Origin of the sequence: Cryobacterium sp. TMT2-42-4 (assembly GCF_004402645.1) — a bacterium.
GTDB lineage: Bacteria > Actinomycetota > Actinomycetes > Actinomycetales > Microbacteriaceae > Cryobacterium > Cryobacterium sandaracinum.
The window spans coordinates 87,852-109,333 of record NZ_SOFT01000017.1; the positions used below are offsets into that span (position 1 = coordinate 87,852).

Genomic DNA, 21,482 nt, shown 5'->3' on the forward strand with positions numbered 1-21,482 from the left:
GAGTACAAGGTTTTGGTCCCTAGTGAGAAATCGGCACGTCCAGTACCTATCGGACGGTGGATATGATCGGAGATGACTCAACTTCATTCCCGATAGGAACCTCATGGTAGGCATCGATGACGTCGCCCGCCACGCGGGCGTCTCTACCGCCACTGTTTCGCGCGCACTCAGCGGCAACGGCCATGTATCCCCTGCCACCCGGTTAAAGGTCGAAGCATCCGCCGGGGAACTCGGCTACGTCGTCTCCTCCACGGCATCGAGTCTCGCCTCCGGACGGATGAAGAACATCGGTGTCGTCGTTCCGTTCCTTGACCGCTGGTTCTTCTCCAGCGTTGTCGAGGGTGCTCAGAAATCCCTCTTGAAAAACGGCTATGACCTCACCCTGTTCAGCCTGACCGGCGGCGGAGGCGAGCGCCGCATCGTGTTCAACCATTTCCTGCTGCGTCAGAGAGTGGATGCTGTCATCGCGATTTCGCTCGAACTGACCACGACCGAAGTTGCCACCCTGCACGCACTCGACAAGCCGCTGGTCGGCGTCGGCGGCCCGATCGAGGGTGTTCGCACGCTCACGATCGATGATGTTGCCGTGGCCAGGCTCGCCACGGAACATCTCCTCTCCCTGGGCCACACACGGATCGCACACATCGGCGGAAATGAGGACGTCGACCGGGACTTCCATCTTCCCACCAACCGCCGGGTCGGCTATGAGTTAGCCCTGACGGCAGCTGGAATCACTCCGGCTGCCGAATTGTTCAGGCCTGCGGACTTCACGATGAAAAGCGGCTACCAAGCGGCCATACAACTTCTTGGCAACCCGCGCGGTCGGCCGAGCGCCGTATTCGCCGGCTCAGACGAGATGGCGATCGGAGTCATCCTTGCGGCACGGGACCTCGGCCTCGTCGTGCCACGGGACGTGTCTGTGATCGGAATCGATGACCACGAACTCGCGGACTTCTTCGGCCTCACCACGATCGCCCAATTCCCGCAGGGGCAGGGCGAGAAGGCCGTCGAGATCCTGCTGGACCGGCTGCGCCCCGGCCAGAACCAGCTCTCGTCCCTGAACACCCCGATGCCGTTCGAACTCCTCGTGCGCTCCAGCACCGCCCGGCCGGGCGAATAGCCACCCACTGGGTACTATTGCAGGCATGGCAGACTCAACGTTCGACATCGTCAGCAAGGTCGACCCGATGGAGGTCGACAACGCCCTCAACCAGGCCCACAAAGAGGTCGCCCAGCGCTACGACTTCAAGAATGTCGGCGCCTCGATCGAGATGAGCGGCGAGAAGGTGCTCATGAAGGCCAACTCCGAGGAGCGCGTCAAGGCCATCCTCGAGGTCTTCGAATCCAAGCTGATCAAGCGCGGCATCTCCCTGCGCAGCCTGGACGCTGGTGATCCCTTCGCCTCGGGCAAGGAGTTCCGGATCGAGGCCTCGATGAAGGCAGGGATCGACCAGGAAAATGCGAAGAAGATCAACAAGATCATCCGCGACGAGGGCCCCAAGGGCGTCAAGAGCCAGATCCAGGGCGACGAGCTGCGGGTCAGCTCGAAGAGCCGCGACGACTTGCAGGCCACCATGTCCCTACTCAAGGGCAAGGACCTCGACGTGGCCCTGCAGTTCGTCAACTTCCGCTAGGCGAACGCCTCGATCATGCTCAGCACGGCTGGGGTGAGCAGCACAATGAACAGCACCGGCAGAATGCAGAAGATGAGCGGGAAGAGCACCTTGACCGGGATCTTCATCGCCTTCTCTTCGGCGCGCTGACGGCGGCGCAGGCGCATTTCCCCGGCCTGCACCCGGAGCACGTCCGCGATCGCGATGCCGTAGGTGTCGGCCTGGATGACCGACCGGGTGAACCGACGCAGGTCCGATGACGAGGTGCGGTCGCCGAGCGCCTGATAGGCGTGCGTTCGGGTGCGGCCGATGCTCATGTCCTGCAGGGTGCGGATGAATTCCTCCGCGAGCGGCCCCTTGCCGTTCGTCGCCGCCTTGGCCATCGCCGCTTCGAAGCCCAGACCGGCCTCCACGGCGATCGTCATCTGGTCAAGGGTGTCGGCCAGGGCGTTCTGGATCTTCTCTTGTCGCTCCTGCCCGCGGCTGATCAGGAGAAGGTCGGGCACGAAGAAGCACAGCAGCACGAGCAGAGCGCCGAGCACGAATCGCGTCGGCGCCGGGTCTGCGCTGATCCACAGGAGCGCGAGGAGCGCACCGGCGGTGCCCGCGAGTGGCTTGGCGATGAGGATCTTGTCGATGGTCCAGGCCGGAGGCCGACCCGCGAGCGCCAGCCTGCGGTCGAGCATCCCGAGGTACCCTCGGGGGGCCAGTTCGCGCATCGTTCGGCCGCGTTTGACGGGCGCTGTGGTCGTCCCGACGAGGTTGAGACCTGCATCCCCGAGGTCAGTGACCGGCTTGCCGGCGCGGCCCCCGACGAGGATGCCGACCAGGACCGCGAACCCGCCGGCGACGGCGAGAGAGGCGAGGATTGCAATGAGTGAGGGCATCGGATTCTCCTAGAACTTCACCTTGACGACGGCCATCATCCACAATGAGCCGGCGACGAGCAGGATGGCGGCAACGACCAGGGCGGCGATGCCCCAGATGCTGCCGAAGAAGCCGGCAAAGTAGTTCGGCTGCGTCAGCAGCAGAAACGTGAACACCCCGATCGGCAGGAGGATCAGCACCCAGGCTGACATCTTGCCCTCGGCGGCGAGTGACTTCACCTGGCGACGGATCTCGTTGCGTTCCCGGATGGTGTGACCCACCCGGTCGAGCACCTCGGACAGGTTGCCACCGACCTCACGGTTGATGGCGATCGCCTGCGCCACCCACTGGAAGTCCTCGCTCCGCATCCGGGTGGCGGTGTTGTCGAGGGCATCTCCGAGGTCCCGGCCGATGCGGGTCTCATTCACGACCCGGGCCAGCTCATCCGCCGACGGCGACGGCGTCTCCTGGGAGGCCGCGTCCACCGCCCGCAGCAGGCTGTGACCGGCCCGCAGGCCGCCGGCCAGAAGCGCCAAGGTTTCGTCGAGCTGTTCCGCGAACTTCGCCCGGCGTTGGCCGGCACGCACCTGAAGGAGCACCTTCGCGCCGATCGGGCCGAGCGCCGCGAAGGTCACCAGGAGCGGTATCGCCCAGAAGGTGCCGTTCCCCAGGAGCAGGCCGGTCAAGGCCAGCACGGTCGACGTCGAGAGCACCATGAGCACGAAGCCGGACGGCTGCATCCGGATGCTGGCCTGTTCCAGTTCCTCCGCGGTAAACGGCGCGCGGCCGCGACGAAGGATCGCCCCCTCGATGGCCTCGACCGTGCGGTCGGTCACCCGGGTGAGGGTCGATGTGTCCACCGCGCCCGGCGCTCGACGGCGCTCCAGCGGCACCCGGGGCCGTGGCGGTGCGATCACCAGGAAGACGATCACGAACAGGGCGATCAGCGCGGCGGCGATGCCTCCGTAGAGAGCTAACTCGTTCATCGCTGGCTCCGGGTGACGAGGTTGGCCTGGAACACGCTCGGGGACAACGGAATGCCAAGGTCCCGGAATTTGTCGGCGAACCGGGGCCGTACTCCGGTCGCCACCGCGTGGCCGAGCAGTCGTCCGGCCTCGTCGACGCCGGCACTGTAGTCGAAGACGAAGGCGTCCTGCAGCGTGACGATGTCACCCTCCATGCCCTGCACCTCCGTCACGTGCGTGACGCGGCGGGTGCCGTCCTTGAGCCTGGTGATCTGGACGATCACATCGATCGCCGACGAGATCTGCTCTCGGATCGCGCGCAGCGGCAGGTCCATTCCGGCCATCAGCACGAGGGTTTCGAGCCGGGCGATCGCGTCGCGCGGCGAGTTCGAGTGCACTGTCGAGATCGAACCCTCGTGCCCGGTGTTCATCGCCTGCAGCATGTCCAGGCTCTCGCCACCACGACACTCGCCTATCACGATTCGGTCCGGCCGCATCCGGAGAGAGTTGCGCACCAGGTCACGAATGGTGACCTCGCCTTTGCCCTCGATGTTGGCCGGCCGGGATTCCAGCCGGATGACGTGGTCCTGCTGCAGTTGCAGCTCCACCGCATCCTCGATGGTGATGATGCGCTCATTGGACGGGATGTAGGCGGAGAGCACGTTGAGCAGCGTCGTCTTCCCGGTTCCGGTGCCGCCGGACACGATGATGTTGAGCTTGGCCTTCACGCAGGCATCCAGCACCTGGGCCATCTCGGCGCTCAGCGTTCCGAAGCCGACGAGGTCGTTCACGGTGAAGGGTTCGCGCGCGAACTTGCGGATCGTGAGCGAGGAGCCGTCGACCGCGAGCGGCGGGATGATCGCGTTCACCCGCGAGCCGTCGGCGAGGCGCGCGTCGACCAGCGGCGACGACTCGTCGATGCGGCGCCCCACCTTCGAGACGATGCGTTCGATCACCCGGCGCAGCTGGGCCTCGCTGGTGAAGCGGGCAGCGCTGCGAGTGAGAAGGCCCTCCCGCTCGACGAAGATCTGCTCGTGCCCGTTGACCATGATCTCGGTCACGCCGACGTCGGCGAGCAAAGCCTCCAGCGGGCCGTACCCCAGCACGTCGGCGCCGATCTCGGCGATCAGCCGGCTTCGCTCCTCCGGGCTGAGCGGAACCTGTTCGGCGGCGACGATGCTGCCGAGTTCGGCCCTGGCATACGAGTGCAGCTGTTCCTCACTCAGGCTCGGGTCGTTCAGGCGCGTGCCGATACGGCCGAAGAGTTCCTGCGCCGCCCGCTCCTTGAGTTCTGCCAGCGGGTCTACCGGCGGCGCCGGGATGGGCGCGGGTTCCGCGTCGGGAGTCTCTGCCTCCGGTGCAGCTGTGGCCTCGGTGGAGGGTTGAAGGGCAACGTCCGTCACCGCCCTCGATGCAGAGACGTTGCCGTTGCCAGCCTTCTTGTCGAGCTTGTGCAGTGGACCATCGCGGCGTGCCGCCTCCACTCGGTCGGTCAGTTTCATGCGACAACCACCCTTCGATGCAAGCGACCGCGTTTAAGTGACGCGCTGGGGTCGAATCGGCGCACCAGCTCTGTCAGGGCAGCCGACGCGGGATTTTTCTTTCTGTTCTGGAGAAGCGGAATGCCTCGATTCGTGGACAGCGTCACCAGGCTCGACCGGGGAACGGCGACGTCCACCGGCACACCGATCGTTGCCTCGACGTCCTTCACGCTCAGCCCGCTCACCCGGTCGGCGAAGTTCAGCACGACATGACGGGCCGGCGGCAGGATGCCGATGGAGGCGAGAACTGCGAGCTCCTTGCGCAGGCCGCGTGCGCCCGGCACGGACATGTCGCAGAGGAACACGGCGTCGGTGGCGGCCTCGAGGGCGGCCAGGGCGTGCTCGCCCAGGCCAGGCGCCGTGTCGATGATCACGAACCGGAAGATTCCGGCGAGTTGGCGAATGAGGTGACCGAGCTGCTCGCCGGTGACCCGGTCCCCGTCGGCCGGCGACTCCGCGCCGCACACGACGTAGTAGCCGTCCGGATGCGGAGTGAGATAGGCCTTGAGCACCAGGGCGTCGCCCGCCGCGGAAGCGGTGACAACATCCGGCAGTGCTCGCACGGGAGTCAGCGACAGGGCCATGGCCACGTCCCCGAACTGCACATCGGCATCGACGAGCACCACCGACAGCGGAGCCTGCCGGGCGAGGCCCACGGCCAGGTTGGTCGCGACGGTTGTCTTGCCGACACCGCCCTTGGCTGCTGCCACCGCGATGATCTGGTGCGGGATGACCTCCGGTTGGGGAGTCACCTCGATTGTGGGCGGGTCGACGGTGGGGGGTTCCCACTGCTCATCGACGGCCGGCCAGGCGTCGAGGGCGGTGACATCCGCCCGCCCAATCTCGCCCGGGGTTTCGTCCTGGTCCTGGTCGCCGGTTTCGACGTCAACGGCCGTCTGCGCTACCGACCCCAGCACCCCGTCACGCCAGGGGCTCAGTCGGGGGCGGCTCATTCGAACACCGTGCTGCCACCGATGACCGCTGAACCCGTTTCGTCAGCCGTCTTCGGCTCGATGGTGAGCCAGACGCTGCCGAATTCCTGGCCCCAGACTAGCTTCTGAATGTCTGCGGTCGACCGAGCCAGGGTGACCATGACCGTGTCGAACGGCTCGGCTGCCGCGTCCGCTCCCTCGGCAGGAGGAGTCTTGTTTCCCTCTCGTACCGCGGTGACAAGCACCTTGTGGAAGACCTGGCGGCTGATCGGCGTGTCCTCGGCGCCGTCAGTGCCCTTGATCGTCGCGGAAATCACGACACCGACGGTGTCGCCCGGCTTGACAGTGCCGCCGACCACCTGTTCGACGGGAAGCGCGATGCTGACCGCCTGCATCCCCTCCGGCAGGGCAACGTCTCCGCTGGCTGCCCGCTCGGCGGGCGTCACCCAGCGCGACTCGAGCAGCTGCTCGCCGGGCATGAGTGCGGTGTCTGCCACCAGGCCCTTCAGGTCGCTCAGCTTCGCCACGCGTCCGGGAACGGCGGCGACGGTCGGAATCTGCTTCGCAGTGATGAGGTCGCTGATCGCACTCGCCTCGGTGCCGGCTGGGATCTCAGCCGCTACCAGGTAAACCTCCACGAACTCAGCCCCGTTGGCCGCTCGCGCGTCAGCACTGTTCACGTAGCCGGTAAGCACGACGGTGCCAACAACGGCCAGGACGATCGCGAGGATCGCGCCAATGAGTCGAGTTTTCATGAGATCTCCTAGTTTGAAAGTCTGACGAGGTCTACGCCGAGGTCGGGGCCACCGATAGCCGCGCCTGCCGCGTCAACGGACACCCAACGATCGAAGTACCCCTGAATTCCACGGCAATTGCCGGCGCACCTCGGGGCGGCGGGATCGGTGTTGGTCAGTGCCGGGCCGCCGGAGAACTTCCACCCGGTGATGGTGAAGGCAGCGAACGCGTAGAGGTGATACGACGCCGCCTGGCCACTGGTCACTTCGTTTCCGCTCGGGTTGTAGGCCCGGTCGAAAATGGGCACCAGGATTGTCTGGCCTTCGAGATCGGTCAGCGTGTCGTCACAGATACCAGGGAACGAGTTGCCCGGCTCGCTCGGAGCGCGCGCCACGGTCAGGTCGATGGCGGCCTCGCACTCGTCCTCCACCCGGTCGAGCCAGCCGAATCCACCGGGAATGGGGCGGCCGTCCGGGGTCGTGCACGCCGGGTTCTGGTCGTAGCGAAGGAGCACGAGGGTTCCGTCCAGGGCCGGCTGGAATTCACACAGCGAGATGGCGAGCGGCAAGACGATCATGCTCTCCCGCGGCGGGCCCCACTCGGCGGTGGCGGCAGCGTGCACGGTCGTCGAATCGATGCCGATGAACCGGGCGAACGGGTGGCTGATGGCATCCGCATTGGTGTCGGCCACCCGAGTGCTCGAGGTGACGAGCACGCTGTTGCTGGTCGGGAAGGTGGGGGTGAGAACGTTGGCGGCCCCGTCGTTGGCATTAGCGTCGGCGAAGGCGGCGGCTGTGGCCGCGGAGCCGGTGCAGACGCCGTCCGTGGCGCAGCCCTGGGCGATGGCGAGCGCTGCGGCATCCGCTCCGTTCTGGAGCTGGCCGCGTTCGACGTACAGGGCACCGACGTCCACGGCGATTGCCGCGAACCCAAGGAGCGGCACCAGCAGTACCGCCACCAGGACGGCACTCGCGCCGCGCTCATTGCCCAGACGTGCAGTTATCCTCCGCATTGCATGACTCCTTTACCGGTGAGAGGCAGCGTCACACCGAAGTACCCGGTGAGCAGGTCTACCTCGTAGTCGATGGTGACGGTCACGGCCGATCCGGCGGCGCAATCGGCCGGCCTGACGGTGATGTCACCCGTGGTGAGCGCGGGGTTGACCGACGGAGCAGCCAGGCTGGCGGCCGTCTTGGCCCGCGCGGGGTCGTTGTGGATGGCCATCGTCCGGGCACCCTCACGGGCCGCATTGCTCAGAGAGATCTGCACGTTGTAGACCCGGCTGAACTCGATCACTCCGAGTACGAGCAGGAGGAGCAGGGGAAGGACGAGCGCGAACTCGACGGCGGCCGCTCCGCGCTCGCTTGTGACGGTGCGCCTGAAAATCATGAAATGGCCCCTTCGGGTAGGCCTGGCGTTGCGGGTGAAAGTCGGGGGGGGGTGAGTGCGGGCGGCGGCTCGCCATGGCGAGCCGCCGCCGGCGCAGGGGGTTCGGCGACGATTAGGCGCCGGGCTTGCATCGGTTAGAGGTTGCCTTCGACACCAACGAACATTGCGCGTAGGGCGATGCCGATGGCTCCGACCGCGCCGATGATGACGACGGCGATGAGCGAGACCATCAGGCCGTACTCCACCGCGGTGGCGCCCTCTTCGTCGGTGCGCATGCTGTTGATGAGGGCCTGGATCTTGGTGTAGAACTTCATCTCGGGTTGTCCGTTCTGTGTGGGCCGGCCAGGGCGGCCGAGCGAATGACCACAAGTTACGTTCGCCGAGAAAACCTCACTACTCCCCAGAGAAGGGGCTCCCCGTCTGGGGGGTAGCTGAGCGAAAGCTGTGGAAATTCTGAAAACGGCAGGACAACAACTCGCGACGTGGGTTTGTCGCGAGTGAGGCCGTCATTCGGGTTCGGGCCGGTCAGTTCGAGTGGCTCAGGGAATCGTGCGGGAGGTGTCTCCAGGCGCGCCGCGGGCAGAAAGATTCGGGTACACAGGTGCTCCTCGGGTGAAGCGAACTCGCCGCAGGGGCGGCGACAGCGTCACCGTAGCCCCGTCTCAACGCGCGTCCTGGCCCCCTTCCGGGGTGAATTCAGGCCAGCAACACGCCCAGGAAGGCACCCGCGAGCATGGACGGCCCGAACGGGATGGAGCTCCGTAGGGTCACCCGGCGAAGCGCAAGGGCAACCAGCGAAACCAGGCCGCCGATCAGGAAGGCACCGAAAGCGCCGACGAGAAACGGGGTCCAGCCCAGATATCCGAGCGCGAGGCCAATCACCGCGGCCAGCTTCACGTCGCCCATGCCAATGCCGCCGGGCGAGATCAGGGCGAGCACGAAATAGAACGCGAACAGCGCGGCGCCGCCAAGGAAGGCCCCGAGTAGGGCCTGCCAGGCCCCGGATGCCGCCGCCGCGAGCGTCAACAACAGCGGCAGCACGATCAGCGAGGGGTAGACCAGCGCGTTCGGCAGTCGCTTCTCGGCGAAATCGACGACGCTGAGCACCACTGCAATCAGTGCCAGGTACAGATACGCCGGCAGCTCCCACCCTGTCCCGAACTTCCACACGACCAGGGCGACCAGCAGTCCGGTCGACACGGTCACCGCGGCACGCACCGGCCACGCGAAGCGGCGGCGGATGCGCAGCATCCGTTCGGCAATCCCGGTCAGGAAAATCCCGAGTGCGGCGCCGATCAGGCCGGCGATAATCGACAGCCCGGGCGCCACGCGCGTCAGCTCTCGCCGCGGGAAATCGTGACCATCTCGTCGCGGGGAACGACCTTGACTCGCGTGCGACCCTCGTCGGAGCCGAGCGCGAGCTCGTGCTGGTCGAGCCGGTGCCAGCCGTCGAGGTTCGTGTATTGCACCCCTCGCTCGTCGAGCAGGTTCACGATGCTCCGCTCGGAGGGCGACTCCGGGCGCCACCAGTTGCCGAGGTCGTTGATCAGGTGCCGCACGGTCTCCATGGCGTCTGACTTCGTGTGCCCGATCAGCCCGACCGGTCCGCGTTTGATCCACCCGGTGGCGTAGACGCCGTACAGCTGCGTGTTGGCGCTCTTCGACCCGAACGACGGGTCACCCTTCCAGAGAACCTGCCCCTCCCGGTTGGGGATCACGCCGCGCTTCCTGTCGAAGGGAACGCCCGGCAGCGACGACCCGAAGTAACCCACCGCACGGTAGACGGCCTGGATCGGCAGCTGGCGGATCTCGCCGGTGCCGACGACGCCGCCCTGCCCGTCGGGGGTGGTGCGTTCGTAACGGATGGCGCCGACCCGGCCCTCGCCGTCGTTGACGATCTCTACGGGCTTGGCGAAGAAGTGCAGGTGCAGGCGGCGGCTGGCCGTGCCGGCCGGGCGCTCCCGCCACTTGTTCAAAACCTTGTCGATCACGAAGACCTGCTTGTTGCTGGCCACGGCGTCCCGCGCGGCATCGTCGTAGTCGAAGTCTTCGTCATAGAGGACGATGTCCACATCGGGCAGGTCGCCGAGTTCCCGCAGCTCCAGCGGGGTGAACTTCACGGAGGTTGGTCCACGGCGGCCGAACACGTGCACATCCGTCACCGTCGATGCCTTGAGTCCCTCGTAGACGTTCGTTGGGATCTCGGTGCTCAGCAGGTCGTCGGCGTGCTTGGCGAGCATACGTGCGACGTCGAGTGCCACGTTGCCGTTTCCGATGACGGCAACCTCCTGAGCCTCCAGCGGCCAGGTGCGCGGCACGTCGGGGTGCCCGTCGAACCAGCTCACGAAGCGGGCGGCCCCGTAGGACCCGTCCAGGTCGATGCCCGGGATGTCCAGGTCGGCGTCGCGCACGGCCCCGGTCGCGAAGATGACGGCATTGTAGTGCCTCTTCAGATCGTCGAGGGTGATGTCGATACCGAACCGCACGTTGCCGAAGACACGGATGTCGCCGCGGTCGAGCACATCGCGCAGGGCCGTGATGATGCCCTTGATCCGGGGGTGGTCCGGGGCGACGCCGTAGCGCACAAGTCCATAGGGCGCCGGCAGGTGATCGAACAAGTCGATCGAAACCTCGAAGTTCCGTTCCGCCTTGAGCAGGATGTCGGCGGCGTAGATACCCGCAGGTCCCGCGCCGACAATGGCCAATCGCAACTTGGTCATGGAAGCCTTTCTAGCTTGATCGTCTAACTGGATCGTTCAACGATCGTGTCGGCGAAACGGGTGAGGGCCTTCTTGACCGAGCCGTCCGGCAACGGGGCGAGGGCTTCGACCGCGTCATGCGCCCAGCCGTGCGCCTCGGCGAGGGTCTGCCCGGTCACGTCGTGCTCGCGCAGCGCGGTGATCGCGGAGTCCGCCGCGGCGGTCGCGACGCCGTTGCTGGCCATCACGTCGCGTTCGAGGCGTTCGAGCAGGGCGGCGGCGTCGGCGTCGTGCGGGGCACGCTCGCGCAGGCGCAACAGCGGGAGGGTGGCCACCCCGGCGCGCAGGTCGGTGCCGGGCACCTTGCCGGTCTCCTCCGGCTGCGGGGAGAGGTCGAGCACATCGTCGATGAGTTGGAAGGCGACGCCGATCTTCTCACCGAACGCGATCACCGGCTTTTCGAACTCGGACGGGGCGTCGGAGAAGATGATGCCTGCTTGGGCGGCCGCCGCGATCAGCGACCCGGTCTTGTCGGCGAGCACCTGGATGTAGTGCTCCACGGGGTCCTGGCCGGGCTGCGCACCGACGGTCTCGTGCAGTTGGCCGAGCACAAGGCGCTCGAAGGTGTCGGCCTGCAAACGGATGGCCCGTTCGCCCAGCCGTGCCATCAGCTGGTTGGCGCGGGCGAAGAGCAGATCCCCGGTCAGGATCGCCACCGAGTTGCCCCACACGGTCTGCGCGCTCGGCACCCCGCGGCGCTTGTCCGAGTCGTCCATCACGTCGTCGTGGTAGAGCGAGGCCAGGTGGGTGATCTCGATCGCGGTGGCCGCGGTGATGACGTCCGCGTGGTTGCCGCTGCCGAGGTGGGCAGTGAGCAGCGCCAGCATGGGGCGTACGCGCTTGCCGCCCGCGTTGAGCAGGTAGCGGCTGGTGACGTTCGCGATCTCGTCGGCAAAGGTCACCTCGGCGAGCAGACTGGCCTCGACCTGATCGATTCCCCCGTCGATGCCCGCGGCAAGGCCACGGTCCTGGGCGGTCGAGAAAATGCGATCGCTGAGGCCGAGCTGGCTCGTCACGGATGAGCCGCGACGGAACAGGGGCATGCTCGGTTTCACTCTGTCAGCCTAACGATCGGATCTGGGAGGATTCAAGACGGTGCGTTTGACGCATCCGTCGGCTTGACGCCGCGATGCAGTGCCACGATACCCACGGTCAGGTTGCGGTAGGCGACGGCGTCGAAGCCCGCCTCTCGCAGCCAGGCGCTGAGGGTCTGCTGGTTCGGCCAGGCCGCGATCGACTCGCCCAGATAGTCGTACGCCTCCGCGTTGGAGGACGCGAGCTTTACGATCATCGGCATCACGCGAGTGAGGTAGGCGAAGTAGCCCAGCCGGATCGGTGCGAACGGCGGCGTAGAGAACTCGCAGATCACGACGCGCCCCCCGGGCTTGGTCACCCGGTAGAACTCGGCCAGGGCTTTCTTGGGCTCGACCACGTTGCGCAGGCCGAACGAGATGGTCACGGCGTCGAACTCGTTGTCGGCGAACGGCAGCGCGGTGGCGTCGGCTTGAACGAACTCGACCCGCGGGTTGTCCGCGTGACGTGAACGGCCGACCGCGATCATGCCCTCCGAGAAGTCGGCGGCCACAACGTGCGCGCCCGTCTTTGTCAGCGCGACGCTGGACGTGCCCGTTCCGGCGGCGATGTCGAGGATGCGTTCGCCGCGCCGGGGGTTCACGGCGCGGGTCGCGGCCATCCGCCACAGGGCCGCGTTTCCTACCGAGAGAACGGCATTCGTGCGGTCATAATGGGTGGAGACCTGATCGAACATGGCAGCGACTTGCTCTGGCTGCTTATTGAGGTCTGCTCTACTCACCCCCACAGTCTAGATTGCCCGCGGACGCGCCGCGCTCTCCACAGCCTCTGGCATAGGCTATGCAGGTGAATGCTCAGGCTCTGACGGTCGAAACCACCCCCATCGCTGACATCCGCCAACTGATTCTTCTGCTCGATACCCGAGCACCGCTGCTCTGGATGCGGCGCAACCAGGGTCTGGCCGGCATCGGCACGGCCCTGCGGCTCGAGTTCTCCGGAGCGACCCGGCTGACGGATGCCGCCACCGCCTGGCGCGACGTCGCGGCCGCCGCCACCGTGTCCGACCCGATCGCAAGCACCGGCACGGGCCTGCTCGCTTTCGGAGCCTTCGCCTTCGACGCCTCCTCGGCCCAGACCAGCGTGCTGATCGTGCCGCAGGTCATCATCGGTCGCGACAACGGCCGATGCTGGGTGACGCGCATCTGGCCGACCGGCACCACGCCTCCGGAGATTCCCCTGGCGCTCCGTCCCCTCGGCACCGAATACCGCATCTCCCTACTGCCGGGCGCCCTGCCGCCCGCCGGGTACCGCGACGCGGTCGGCGAAGCCGTGTCCCGCATCGCCTCCGGAGACCTCAACAAGGTCGTGCTGGCCCGCGACCTGGTCGGGCGGCTACCGACGGAATCCGACCTGCGCCGCGCCATCAGCGAGCTGGCGCTGGGCTACCCCGACTGCTGGACCTACGCGGTCGACGGCCTCGTCGGCTCCAGCCCGGAGACCCTCATCCGCGCCGACCACGGCGAGGTCAACGCCCGCGTGCTCGCCGGCACGATGTCGCGGGGCGCGGATGCCGCCTCCGACCTGGAGGCAGCCCTCCAGCTGGCCACCTCCGCCAAGGACGGCGACGAACACGCCTTCGCGGTGCAGAGCGTGCTGGCCTCGCTCCGCCCGCACACCTCTCACCTCACCACCAGCGAAATCCCGTTCACCCTGAAGCTGCCGAACCTCTGGCACCTGGCAACGGACGTCGAGGGCACCCTGAGCGACGGATCGAACTCCCTCGACCTGATCGCCGCCATGCACCCGACGGCCGCGGTCGCCGGCACGCCCACCGAGACGGCCCTCGCCCTGATCCGCGAACTCGAGCCGTTTGACCGGGGCCGTTACGCGGGCCCGGTCGGCTGGGTCGGCGCCGATGGCGACGGCGAGTGGGCAATCGCCCTGCGCTGCGCCCAGGTCAGCCCCGCCGGCGGCGTCACGGCCTACGCCGGCTGCGGCATCGTGCTGGACTCCGAGCCCGAGCGCGAGCTCGCCGAAACCCGCATGAAGTTCCGCCCCGTCGTGGAGGCCTTCGGCTGACCAGCCTCCGCAGACTCCGTTCAGCGAGGATCCCCGCTCCGGGGGTCACGCTCGGCCGGAACGGCCACACTCAGGTCGCGGCGAGGCGGGCCTTCTCAACCTCGACGTCGAAGGTCGCCGACGGCCAGGTCAGGTCGAGGCGCTGCAGGGCGTCGATCAACAGGTGCTGCACGGCCAGGCGGGCGTACCACTTCTTCTCCGCCGGCACCACGAACCAGGGCGCGGCGACGGTCGACGTGCGTTCGAGGGCGAGCTGGTACGCCTCCTGGTAGGCGGCCCACTGCATGCGTTCGTCGACGTCGCCCGGGTTGTACTTCCAATGCTTGTCCGGGCGTTCCAGCCGCTCGGCCAGGCGCTTCTTCTGGTCGTCGGAGCCGATGTGCAGCATGACCTTGACGATCGTCGTGCCGGCGTCGACGAGTTCCTGCTCGAACCGGGTGATCAGGCCGTAGCGCTCCTCGATCTCCGCCGCCGGGGCCAGCGCCCGTACGCGGCCGACCAGCACATCCTCATAGTGTGAACGGTCGAAGACCCCGATCAGGCCGGCGTCGGGCAGCCGTTTGCGCACCCGCCAGAGGAAGTCGTGGGACCGTTCCACCTCCGTGGGCGCCTTGAACGCGTACAGACGGATGCCCTGGGGGTCGACAGCGCCGACGACGTGGCGCACGATGCCGCCTTTGCCGGCCGTGTCCATGGCCTGCAGCACGAGGAGCACGCGGCGCGGGTCGCCGGACCGGCTGTTCGCGAAGAGCATCTCCTGCAGGTCCGACAGCACGCCGGCCCCGACGGCCAGCGCTTCGTCCGCGTTGTCCTTTTCCACCCCGTCAAAGCCGGGCGTCGAGGCGGGGTCCACGCCCGCGAGCCGGAACCCCGGCGTCACCCGCAGCAACCCCCTCGGTTCCCCGGCCCAGAATTCCTGTTCGCTGCGTTCAGCCACGGTGCACCCTTCGCTGCAGAACAGTGTCCCGCAGACGCCCCGGCAAACCTAGCGAACCAGCGGAACCTCGAGGATGCTCGGCCCCGCGTGCGGCGCGGTCAGCGCGCGCTCGAGGTCACTCCGGGTGGCCGCCAGACCGTATGACCAGCCGTAGGCGGCGGCGAGGTTGGCGAGGTCGGCCTGCTGCGGGGTGAAGAGTACCCGGTTGATGGCGTCGGCGCGGGCGGATGCCGCCACCTCCAGACCGTCGAAAATGGTGCCGCCGCCGTCGTTGCCGACGATGATCTGGAGCCGCGGGAGCGCCTCCCCCGGGGTGAGCAGGAGCGACCCGACATCGTGCAGCAGGGTGAGGTCGCCGACCACCAGGCGGGTGACCCCGGTGGACTGCGGCGTCGGACCGGTCTGGCTGGCCAGGGCGATGCCGACGGCCGTGGCGACCGTGCCGTCGATGCCGGCCAGACCGCGGTTGGAGTGCACAGAGATCTTCTTGCCGGGAACGCGGCGGTCGGCCACCCGCACCAACCGGGAGGCACCGAAAACGAGACGGTCGTGCGGCCAGGAGGCGCGCCAGACGGCGTCCACGAGCATGGGCCGGGTGACCGGCGCGCGCATGGCGGCCAGCTCTTCGCGGGTGATTCCGCGATCGCCGATCGGGATCGATTCCCGGGCGGCTCCCGCGGCCAGCAGGTGCCGGCTGGACATCACCCAGCGGCCCAGCCATTCCCGCCCCTCGAGGCTTTCGGCCGCTGCGATGGCCGCGGCGTCCGGGGCGGCGGCGCGGGCGAAGACGCGCACCCGGTGTCCGGGGTTGAACCATTCGGTGCCGGTGGGAGCCACCACGATGGTTTCCACACCCTCGCGGACGATCATGGCCGGCACCTCGCGGCTGAGCGTCGGGTGACCGAACACGACAGCGCGCTCGACCCGCCCACCGAGGTCGGAGGCCAGCAGCAGCTCGCGGTAGGCGGAGACGAGGTTCGGGCCAAACCGGGCGCCGCTGCACACCTCGGCCAGCAGCGGCCAGCCGCCGGTACGCGCGAATTCCTCGGCCTCGGGGCCGGCGCCCGTGCCGGCGATGACCACGGTGCGCGGTCCGCCCGTGACCGGGAAGACCGGTTCGGTCGGGGACGCGTCCAAAACGGGCGCGGCGAGCACCGCGGCCGACTCGCCGAGTCCGACCGGGCCGGAGATCGCTTCGGGAGTCAGCGCCACCGGCGCCGACAGGGGCTCCCGGAACGCCAGGTTGAGCTGCACCGGGCCTGGATCGAGTGAGGTGGCACCGGTGGCGGCATCCGTCGCCTGTCGGGCCAGGGCAATGGCATCGGCGTGCTCGCCGGCCGCACCCTCCGGTGCGGACGCATCCACGCACAGGCGCGTCGCCACACCGAACAGGCCGGGCTGCAGGGTGGTCTGGTTCGAACGGATGCCGCGCAGCTCGCTCGGCCGATCGGCCGTCAGCAGGATCATGGGCACCCCCGAGTGGTGCGCCTCGAGCACCGCGGGATGGAGGTTCGCCACGGCCGTGCCCGAGGTGCAGACGACCAGCGCCGGCCGGCCGGCCTCGACGGCAAGGCCAAGAGCGAGGAAGCCCGCGCCGCGCTCGTCGAGGCGCACGTGCAGCCGGATCAGCCCGATCCGCTCCAGTTCGGCAGCGGCCAGGGCGAGGGCCTGCGACCGGGCGCCCGGGCTGAGAACCAGGTCGCGTACGCCCAGGCGCACGAATTCACCGAGGAGAGAGACGCTGAAGTCTGTGGCCGGGCTACCGCTCGAGGCGATGTCAGGCATCCCGCCGGCCAGGCAGATCGCCTTCGCCCGGCTCGGATTTTTTCGGCTCGAACCCGGCTTGGCCGTTCTGGCCGGTCTGACTGCCCTGGCTGCCCTGTCCGGGCGTGCCGGAGGTTCCCGTCGTGTCGGTGGTTCCTGCCGCACCGAGGTCCCGGGGATCCGGGGCGTCAAGGTCGGCAAGCTCCTGCTCGAGGGCGCGGAGTCGTTCCTGGTCGGACGTGGCCCGGTCCAAACCCTTGAGGAAGTCGATGTCGTCGTCGGGGGCGAACGACCGCACGATCTTGCCCGTGCTGGCACGGCCGCGACCGATCAGCAGCCACAGCACCGGCCCGATCACGGGAATGAGCACGATGACGAACATCCACACCCAGCGTGGCAGCCCGCGCACCCGGGATCGTTGGAGGAGCGCGCAATCCACCAGCGCATAGACGGTGAGGACGACGACGACGACTCCAAGAGCGAACCACAGGCGAACCATTCCCACAGTGTATGGCTCCCACCCGTGAGATCGGTGAGTGAGCGCACAGCCCGGCGATCTAAACTGTGGCCATGAATGTTGTTCCCGCCTGGGTGTCCTATTCGGTCTTCCGCGTGCTCCTGTTCGCCGTTCCGCTCACGCTGATGCTCTTCCTCCGGATCGAGTGGTGGATTGCCGCGATCGCCGCCGCTGTGATCGGAGCCTCGCTCTCCTTCATCTTTCTGCGGAAGCCTCGCGAGAAGGTCGCGCTGGGCCTGTACCAGGCGCGGCATCCCGATACGGAGCCGGCGCACCCCGACGCCGTGTCCGAGGACGCTGCCCTCGACCGGGCCGATGCGCGGGCGGCCGAAGCCGACCTACAGCGCGAACGCGAGAGCCAGTAGCAGCCCGTAGGCCAACGCCGAGACGCTGGTCAGCTTGAGGGCCAGCACCAGTTCGGTCGAGGTCGTCGCCGTCACCGTGATCAACCCGGCCGGCACCGCCAGCAGCAGCACGAAAAATGTCAGCCAGGCCAGCGGGTAGAAGACCGCGAAGAAGGCGACGATCGCGAACGCCAGCAGCAGGAACAGGCAGAACACGACCCGCGACGCCATGCTCCCGATCAGCACCGCGAGGGTGCGTTTGCCGGATGCCCGGTCCGGCTCCAGGTCGCGCAGGTTGTTGACCATCAGCACGGCCATGGCGATCAGGCCGATCCCGACGCCGCTCAGCCAGCTTTCGGTGTTCACGGTGCCGACCTGCACATACGTGGTACCAACGGTCGCCACAAGGCCGAAGAACACGAAGACGAAGACCTCGCCGAGACCGAAGTAGCCATACGGTTTGCGTCCGCCGGTGTAGAACCAGGCCGCAATGATGGCGAGGACACCGACCAGCAGCAGCCACCACTGACCGGTCAGCACCACCAGGGTGAGGCCGGCGAGCGCGGCGAGCGCGAAGAATGCGAGGGCCACCGTGAGCACGGCACGGGGCTGAGCGGCTCCGCTGCCGGTCAGCCGGGCCGGGCCGATCCGGTTGGCGTCAGTACCGCGGATACCGTCGGAATAGTCGTTCGCGTAGTTCACGCCGATCTGCAGGCACAGGGCCACGATCAGGGCGAGCACCGCCCGTACCGGATGGAAGACGCCGGGGCCGCTCACGACGATCGCCGCCCCGGTGCCGAGGGCCACCGGGGCGATAGCCAGGGGGAGGGTGCGCAGGCGTGCTCCGGAGACCCAGTCTCCCGCCGTGGCCGGTCCGGTTCGCGCCGGGCCGCGGCCGGCGGCGGCATTGCGCCGGGCCGGGTTGCCCGACTTTCCGTTCCGGGCCGCCGAAGAGGTCGCTGCCGAGGGGTTCAATCGCTGTTGTGAGGGCCTGACCGGCCGCGCTCCGTGTGCCACGCCTTCATAGTACGTGCCGGTAGCTCGGTAGCTCAGAGAGCGGCGAGCATCCGGCCCAGCGCAAGACGGTCGGGTTTGCCGGTGGAAAGCTGCGGGATCGACGCGACCCGCACGAGGCGCGCGGGCCTGGCCGCCCTGCCCAGCGCGGATGCCACGGCTTCCCCGATTCTCTCGAGGGAGTCCTCGGGGAGGCCGGCCGCACCGGGTTCCGCACCGGGTTCCGCCGGCACGACCAGCACCGGGACCTGACCCCACGTGACGTCGGGCCGGCCCACCGCCACCGCCTCGCCGAAGCCCGGCAGCGACCGGACGACCCGCTCGACCGCATCGAGCGACACCTTCTCGCCGCCGGAGATGATCACGTTGTCGGCTCGCCCGAGCACGCGCACGAGGCCCGTCGCGGTGTCCACCTCGCCCAGGTCACCCGTGCGGTACCAGCGTCCCCCGTGCACCTTGAGGAAGCGGTCGCTGGTGCGCACGGGGTCACCGAGGTACCCCTCGGCGAGCACGGAGCCCGCGATCTCCAGCTGCCCGTCGACCACGCGCACCTCGGAGTTGCCGATCGGGGTGCCGTTGTAGACACAACCGCCGGAAGTTTCCGACGAGCCATAGGTGGCGAACACGTGCAGGCCGAGGTCGACGGCCTGCTCGGCGAGCTGCGACGGCAGCGCCTGGCCGCCGACCAGGATGCCGTCGAAGCGGCGCAGCACGGCCAGCAGGTGAGGGTCGTCTGCGGCCGCGGCGACCAGCCGGGCCAGCTGCACCGGGACCAGGGCGGTAAACCGCAGCGGCTCGGTGAGGCGTCCGGCTGAGGCAGCGAACACGGCCGGGTCGAAGTGGCCGCTCGGCAGCACGACGGGGACGGTGTCGGCCACGATCGAGCGCACGAGCACCTGCACCCCGGCGATGTAGTGCACGGGCAGGGCCAGCAGCCACTGACCGGGGCCGCCGAGGCGCACGCTGGAGGCGGCGGCGCTGCAAAGTAGAGCGTCGGTGCTGAGCATCACGCGCTTGGGCACATCCGTTGAGCCGGATGTCTCGATCACCACCGCCACCTGACGGGGCACGCGCGCCAGGCTCGCCCGTCTGGCGGCCTCCGGCCGGCCGGGGACCGGCAGCACGGCGTCGCCGGTGTCGGCCAGCGCGAGGCGCAACGGGGTCATCAGGTCGAGCGGGTCACCGACCGGCACGACCCTCAGCCGCCGGGTCATGGTCGCCTAGAACTGCCAGTCGTAGGGACCCCAGTCGGGGTCGCGCTTCTCCAGGAACGCGTCACGCCCCTCGACCGCCTCGTCGGTGCCGTAGGCCAGACGGGTGGCCTCCCCGGCGAACACCTGCTGGCCGACCAGGCCGTCGTCCACGGCGTTGAAAGCGAATTTCAGCATCCGGATGGCGGTAGGCGACTTGGTCAGGATCGTGCGGGCCCAATCCAGCGCCTCCACCTCGAGTTCGGCGTGCGGCACCACGGCGTTCACGGCCCCCATCTCGAAGGCGCGCTGCGCGGAGTACTCGCGGGCCAGGAAGAACACTTCCCTCGCGGTCTTCTGCCCCACCTGGCGGGCGAAGTAGGCGCTGCCGTATCCGGCGTCGAAGGAGCCGACGTCGGCATCCGTCTGCTTGAACTTGCCGTGCTCGGCGCTGGCGATGCTGAGGTCGCAGACCACGTGCAGAGAGTGCCCGCCGCCGGCCGCCCAGCCGGGGATGACCGCGATGACAACCTTGGGCATGAACCGGATCAGCCGCTGCACCTCGAGGATGTGCAGCCGGCCGCCGCGCGCCGTGTCGATCCCGGACGCGGTCTCTCCCTCGGCGTACTTGTAGCCATCCCGGCCTCGGATGCGTTGGTCCCCGCCTGAGCAGAACGCCCAACCGCCGTCCTTCGGGCTGGGTCCGTTGCCGGTCAGGAGCACCACCCCGATGCGCGGGTTGACGCGCGCATCCTCGAGGGCGGCGTGCAGTTCGTCGACGGTGTGCGGGCGGAACGCGTTCCGCACCTCGGGCCGGTTGAACGCCACCCGGGCGATTCTCCCGGTCACGTCGTGGTGGTATGTGACGTCGGTGAGGCGGTCGAAGCCCGCGACTTCCCGCCACTGGGTCGGGTCGAAGATTTCGGAAACCTGTTCGATCATGCTCCTAGCCTACGCGGGCTTGCGGCGCCGGAATGCTGCTGGCCATAGGCCTCTCGGAAGCTGGTTCGCACCCCCGTTTGGGCGGCAAAGTCAAGCCCCTTGAGGCCGTCGTTTCCACGCTGTGTACTGAACTCTTAAGAAATACTCGGAGGCAGTGATGGCCGACAGTGGCACACGAAAAACGAACCCCACTCCACCCGCGAGAAATATCGGGATCAATGAACTCTCCCCCACGGAATGGCGCATCAGCGACCGGATGATCGCCGACGGCGATCCGGCCGCCCTGGTCGGCTTCATCCAGCGCGTGGACGACGCCTTCGAAGTGACGGACTTCGGCCGCCCCCGGGAGCGAGCGTACTTCTCGTCCTTTGACCGTGCCACGGCCAGTCTCGCCCTCCGTCCGGCACCCACCGGAACGGCCCTGCGATGAGCACGGCCACTCAAGAGACTCAACCCCCGGAGCACTCGGGCTCCCGACCGACACCGGCCGCGGATCAGCCCCCGACCTCGGCGCCAGCGTTAGCGCCAGCGTTAGCGCCAGCGCCAGCGAATTTCACCACCGCTCCGTCGACCGCTCCCGCCCGCTACAGCTCATCGACGGATGCCTTCGGCGACTACCCGCGCCGCATCGGCAAGGGGCCCCTGCTCACCGCCGTCGACGAGGTGACCCTTGCGCAGCGCATCGAGGTCGGGCTGTTCGCCGGCGAAAAATTGTCCCGCGGAGTCGACGACCCGTCCTTGGCCCGCGAGCTGGCCTGGCTTGCCCATGATGGCCGCCGCGCGAAGAACCGCTTCATCGAATCGAATCTGCGCCTGGTGGTCAGCATCGCCAAGCACTACTCCGGACGCGGAATGCCCATCA

Annotated in this window: 23 protein-coding genes and 1 pseudogene; 6 read left to right on the plus strand and 18 right to left on the minus strand. The window is 68.0% G+C overall.

Annotation, left to right across the window (positions count from 1 at the left end):
* The first annotated feature begins 103 nt into the window (after positions 1–103).
* On the plus strand, positions 104–1,120 hold the full coding sequence (locus E3O18_RS05595) for a LacI family DNA-binding transcriptional regulator (protein ID WP_134396048.1): 1,017 nt from the start codon (positions 104–106) through the stop codon (positions 1,118–1,120).
* Between the two features lie 25 nt (positions 1,121–1,145).
* A complete protein-coding gene (locus E3O18_RS05600) occupies positions 1,146–1,634 on the plus strand; it encodes a YajQ family cyclic di-GMP-binding protein (protein ID WP_134363544.1) in 489 nt (162 codons plus the stop codon).
* On the opposite strand, the gene E3O18_RS05605 is transcribed toward E3O18_RS05600, so the two are convergent.
* From E3O18_RS05605 to E3O18_RS05660, 12 genes are all read right to left on the minus strand, one after another.
* Positions 1,631–2,500: a type II secretion system F family protein gene (locus E3O18_RS05605; RefSeq protein ID WP_134396049.1), complete on the minus strand. Its 870-nt coding sequence runs from the start codon at positions 2,498–2,500 to the stop codon at positions 1,631–1,633. The two genes, E3O18_RS05600 and E3O18_RS05605, sit on opposite strands and share 4 nt — an antisense overlap.
* 9 nt (positions 2,501–2,509) lie before the next feature.
* Positions 2,510–3,466, minus strand: a complete 957-nt coding sequence (locus E3O18_RS05610; RefSeq protein ID WP_134396050.1) for a type II secretion system F family protein — start codon at positions 3,464–3,466, stop codon at positions 2,510–2,512.
* Positions 3,463–4,947, minus strand: coding sequence for a CpaF family protein (locus E3O18_RS05615; protein ID WP_134396051.1), 1,485 nt, complete (start codon positions 4,945–4,947; stop codon positions 3,463–3,465). Before E3O18_RS05615 ends, E3O18_RS05610 begins: the two co-directional genes overlap by 4 nt.
* Complete coding sequence (locus tag E3O18_RS05620; protein ID WP_134396052.1) at positions 4,944–5,939, minus strand: AAA family ATPase; 996 nt, start codon at positions 5,937–5,939, stop codon at positions 4,944–4,946. The genes E3O18_RS05615 and E3O18_RS05620 overlap by 4 nt, the downstream gene beginning before the upstream one ends.
* Positions 5,936–6,673 carry a Flp pilus assembly protein CpaB gene (gene cpaB / locus E3O18_RS05625; protein ID WP_134396053.1) on the minus strand — a complete coding sequence of 246 codons (738 nt, stop codon included), beginning with the start codon at positions 6,671–6,673 and terminating at the stop codon, positions 5,936–5,938. The genes E3O18_RS05620 and cpaB overlap by 4 nt, the downstream gene beginning before the upstream one ends.
* An 8-nt stretch (positions 6,674–6,681) precedes the next feature.
* Complete coding sequence (locus E3O18_RS05630; RefSeq protein ID WP_134396054.1) at positions 6,682–7,665, minus strand: pilus assembly protein TadG-related protein; 984 nt, start codon at positions 7,663–7,665, stop codon at positions 6,682–6,684.
* Positions 7,653–8,042, minus strand: a complete 390-nt coding sequence (locus E3O18_RS05635) for a TadE/TadG family type IV pilus assembly protein (RefSeq protein WP_134396055.1) — start codon at positions 8,040–8,042, stop codon at positions 7,653–7,655. The genes E3O18_RS05630 and E3O18_RS05635 overlap by 13 nt, the downstream gene beginning before the upstream one ends.
* 134 nt (positions 8,043–8,176) lie before the next feature.
* Entirely contained in the window at positions 8,177–8,356 is a 180-nt protein-coding gene (locus tag E3O18_RS05640; protein WP_134396056.1) for a Flp family type IVb pilin, read from the minus strand.
* A gap of 382 nt (positions 8,357–8,738) precedes the next feature.
* The gene (locus E3O18_RS05645) at positions 8,739–9,371 is read right to left on the minus strand and encodes an A24 family peptidase (protein WP_241973316.1); all 633 of its coding nucleotides are present in this window, start codon (positions 9,369–9,371) and stop codon (positions 8,739–8,741) included.
* A 5-nt stretch (positions 9,372–9,376) separates the two neighbouring features.
* A complete protein-coding gene (locus tag E3O18_RS05650; RefSeq protein WP_134396057.1) occupies positions 9,377–10,762 on the minus strand; it encodes an FAD-dependent oxidoreductase in 1,386 nt (461 codons plus the stop codon).
* A 23-nt stretch (positions 10,763–10,785) separates the two neighbouring features.
* A complete protein-coding gene (locus E3O18_RS05655; RefSeq protein WP_104100705.1) occupies positions 10,786–11,844 on the minus strand; it encodes a polyprenyl synthetase family protein in 1,059 nt (352 codons plus the stop codon).
* A gap of 44 nt (positions 11,845–11,888) precedes the next feature.
* On the minus strand, positions 11,889–12,614 hold the full coding sequence (locus E3O18_RS05660) for a demethylmenaquinone methyltransferase (protein ID WP_134396058.1): 726 nt from the start codon (positions 12,612–12,614) through the stop codon (positions 11,889–11,891).
* A gap of 65 nt (positions 12,615–12,679) precedes the next feature.
* Here E3O18_RS05660 and E3O18_RS05665 point away from each other — a divergent pair, with 65 nt between their 5' ends.
* Complete coding sequence (locus tag E3O18_RS05665; protein ID WP_241976540.1) at positions 12,680–13,912, plus strand: isochorismate synthase; 1,233 nt, start codon at positions 12,680–12,682, stop codon at positions 13,910–13,912.
* A 70-nt stretch (positions 13,913–13,982) separates the two neighbouring features.
* Here E3O18_RS05665 and E3O18_RS05670 read toward each other — a convergent pair whose 3' ends face one another.
* Genes E3O18_RS05670 through E3O18_RS05680 form a run of 3 tightly spaced genes read right to left on the minus strand, consistent with a single transcriptional unit; the run spans position 13,983 to position 17,112 of the window.
* Positions 13,983–14,849, minus strand: coding sequence for a PPK2 family polyphosphate kinase (locus E3O18_RS05670; RefSeq protein WP_134396060.1), 867 nt, complete (start codon positions 14,847–14,849; stop codon positions 13,983–13,985).
* Between the two features lie 48 nt (positions 14,850–14,897).
* The gene (menD, locus tag E3O18_RS05675) at positions 14,898–16,634 is read right to left on the minus strand and encodes a 2-succinyl-5-enolpyruvyl-6-hydroxy-3-cyclohexene-1-carboxylic-acid synthase (protein ID WP_134396061.1); all 1,737 of its coding nucleotides are present in this window, start codon (positions 16,632–16,634) and stop codon (positions 14,898–14,900) included.
* Positions 16,627–17,112, minus strand: a complete 486-nt coding sequence (locus tag E3O18_RS05680) for a PLD nuclease N-terminal domain-containing protein (protein ID WP_134396062.1) — start codon at positions 17,110–17,112, stop codon at positions 16,627–16,629. Before E3O18_RS05680 ends, menD begins: the two co-directional genes overlap by 8 nt.
* Before the next feature lie 71 nt (positions 17,113–17,183).
* Here E3O18_RS05680 and E3O18_RS05685 point away from each other — a divergent pair, with 71 nt between their 5' ends.
* A complete protein-coding gene (locus E3O18_RS05685; protein WP_134396063.1) occupies positions 17,184–17,495 on the plus strand; it encodes a DUF4229 domain-containing protein in 312 nt (103 codons plus the stop codon).
* Here the strand turns inward: E3O18_RS05685 and E3O18_RS05690 are convergent.
* The 3 genes from E3O18_RS05690 to E3O18_RS05700 all read right to left on the minus strand — a co-directional run bounded on the left by E3O18_RS05690 (position 17,469) and on the right by E3O18_RS05700 (position 20,620).
* On the minus strand, positions 17,469–18,449 hold the full coding sequence (locus E3O18_RS05690) for a 1,4-dihydroxy-2-naphthoate polyprenyltransferase (protein ID WP_134396064.1): 981 nt from the start codon (positions 18,447–18,449) through the stop codon (positions 17,469–17,471). The genes E3O18_RS05685 and E3O18_RS05690 overlap by 27 nt on opposite strands.
* Positions 18,450–18,523: 74 nt before the next feature.
* Positions 18,524–19,702, minus strand: a complete 1,179-nt coding sequence (locus E3O18_RS05695) for an AMP-binding protein (protein ID WP_166784581.1) — start codon at positions 19,700–19,702, stop codon at positions 18,524–18,526.
* 6 nt (positions 19,703–19,708) lie between these two features.
* The gene (locus tag E3O18_RS05700; RefSeq protein WP_134396065.1) at positions 19,709–20,620 is read right to left on the minus strand and encodes a 1,4-dihydroxy-2-naphthoyl-CoA synthase; all 912 of its coding nucleotides are present in this window, start codon (positions 20,618–20,620) and stop codon (positions 19,709–19,711) included.
* A gap of 157 nt (positions 20,621–20,777) precedes the next feature.
* On the opposite strand from E3O18_RS05700, the gene E3O18_RS05705 reads away from it, so the two are divergent.
* Positions 20,778–21,050: a hypothetical protein gene (locus E3O18_RS05705; RefSeq protein ID WP_134396066.1), complete on the plus strand. Its 273-nt coding sequence runs from the start codon at positions 20,778–20,780 to the stop codon at positions 21,048–21,050.
* A 182-nt stretch (positions 21,051–21,232) separates the two neighbouring features.
* Positions 21,233–21,482: pseudogene (locus E3O18_RS16465) on the plus strand (sigma-70 factor domain-containing protein); the annotation flags it as partial.

Bases quoted from the DNA above. Each gene is read 5' to 3' on its own strand.
- E3O18_RS05595 (WP_134396048.1), top strand. From the start codon at position 104: ATGGTAGGCATCGATGACGTCGCCCGCCACGCGGGCGTCTCTACCGCC.
- E3O18_RS05600 (WP_134363544.1), top strand. From the start codon at position 1,146: ATGGCAGACTCAACGTTCGACATCGTCAGCAAGGTCGACCCGATGGAG.
- E3O18_RS05605 (WP_134396049.1), bottom strand. From the start codon at position 2,500: ATGCCCTCACTCATTGCAATCCTCGCCTCTCTCGCCGTCGCCGGCGGG.
- E3O18_RS05610 (WP_134396050.1), bottom strand. From the start codon at position 3,466: ATGAACGAGTTAGCTCTCTACGGAGGCATCGCCGCCGCGCTGATCGCC.
- E3O18_RS05615 (WP_134396051.1), bottom strand. From the start codon at position 4,947: ATGAAACTGACCGACCGAGTGGAGGCGGCACGCCGCGATGGTCCACTG.
- E3O18_RS05620 (WP_134396052.1), bottom strand. From the start codon at position 5,939: ATGAGCCGCCCCCGACTGAGCCCCTGGCGTGACGGGGTGCTGGGGTCG.
- cpaB (WP_134396053.1), bottom strand. From the start codon at position 6,673: ATGAAAACTCGACTCATTGGCGCGATCCTCGCGATCGTCCTGGCCGTT.
- E3O18_RS05630 (WP_134396054.1), bottom strand. From the start codon at position 7,665: ATGCGGAGGATAACTGCACGTCTGGGCAATGAGCGCGGCGCGAGTGCC.
- E3O18_RS05635 (WP_134396055.1), bottom strand. From the start codon at position 8,042: ATGATTTTCAGGCGCACCGTCACAAGCGAGCGCGGAGCGGCCGCCGTC.
- E3O18_RS05640 (WP_134396056.1), bottom strand. From the start codon at position 8,356: ATGAAGTTCTACACCAAGATCCAGGCCCTCATCAACAGCATGCGCACC.
- E3O18_RS05650 (WP_134396057.1), bottom strand. From the start codon at position 10,762: ATGACCAAGTTGCGATTGGCCATTGTCGGCGCGGGACCTGCGGGTATC.
- E3O18_RS05655 (WP_104100705.1), bottom strand. From the start codon at position 11,844: ATGCCCCTGTTCCGTCGCGGCTCATCCGTGACGAGCCAGCTCGGCCTC.
- menD (WP_134396061.1), bottom strand. From the start codon at position 16,634: ATGCCTGACATCGCCTCGAGCGGTAGCCCGGCCACAGACTTCAGCGTC.
- E3O18_RS05680 (WP_134396062.1), bottom strand. From the start codon at position 17,112: ATGGTTCGCCTGTGGTTCGCTCTTGGAGTCGTCGTCGTCGTCCTCACC.
- E3O18_RS05685 (WP_134396063.1), top strand. From the start codon at position 17,184: ATGAATGTTGTTCCCGCCTGGGTGTCCTATTCGGTCTTCCGCGTGCTC.
- E3O18_RS05695 (WP_166784581.1), bottom strand. From the start codon at position 19,702: ATGACCCGGCGGCTGAGGGTCGTGCCGGTCGGTGACCCGCTCGACCTG.
- E3O18_RS05700 (WP_134396065.1), bottom strand. From the start codon at position 20,620: ATGATCGAACAGGTTTCCGAAATCTTCGACCCGACCCAGTGGCGGGAA.
- E3O18_RS05705 (WP_134396066.1), top strand. From the start codon at position 20,778: ATGGCCGACAGTGGCACACGAAAAACGAACCCCACTCCACCCGCGAGA.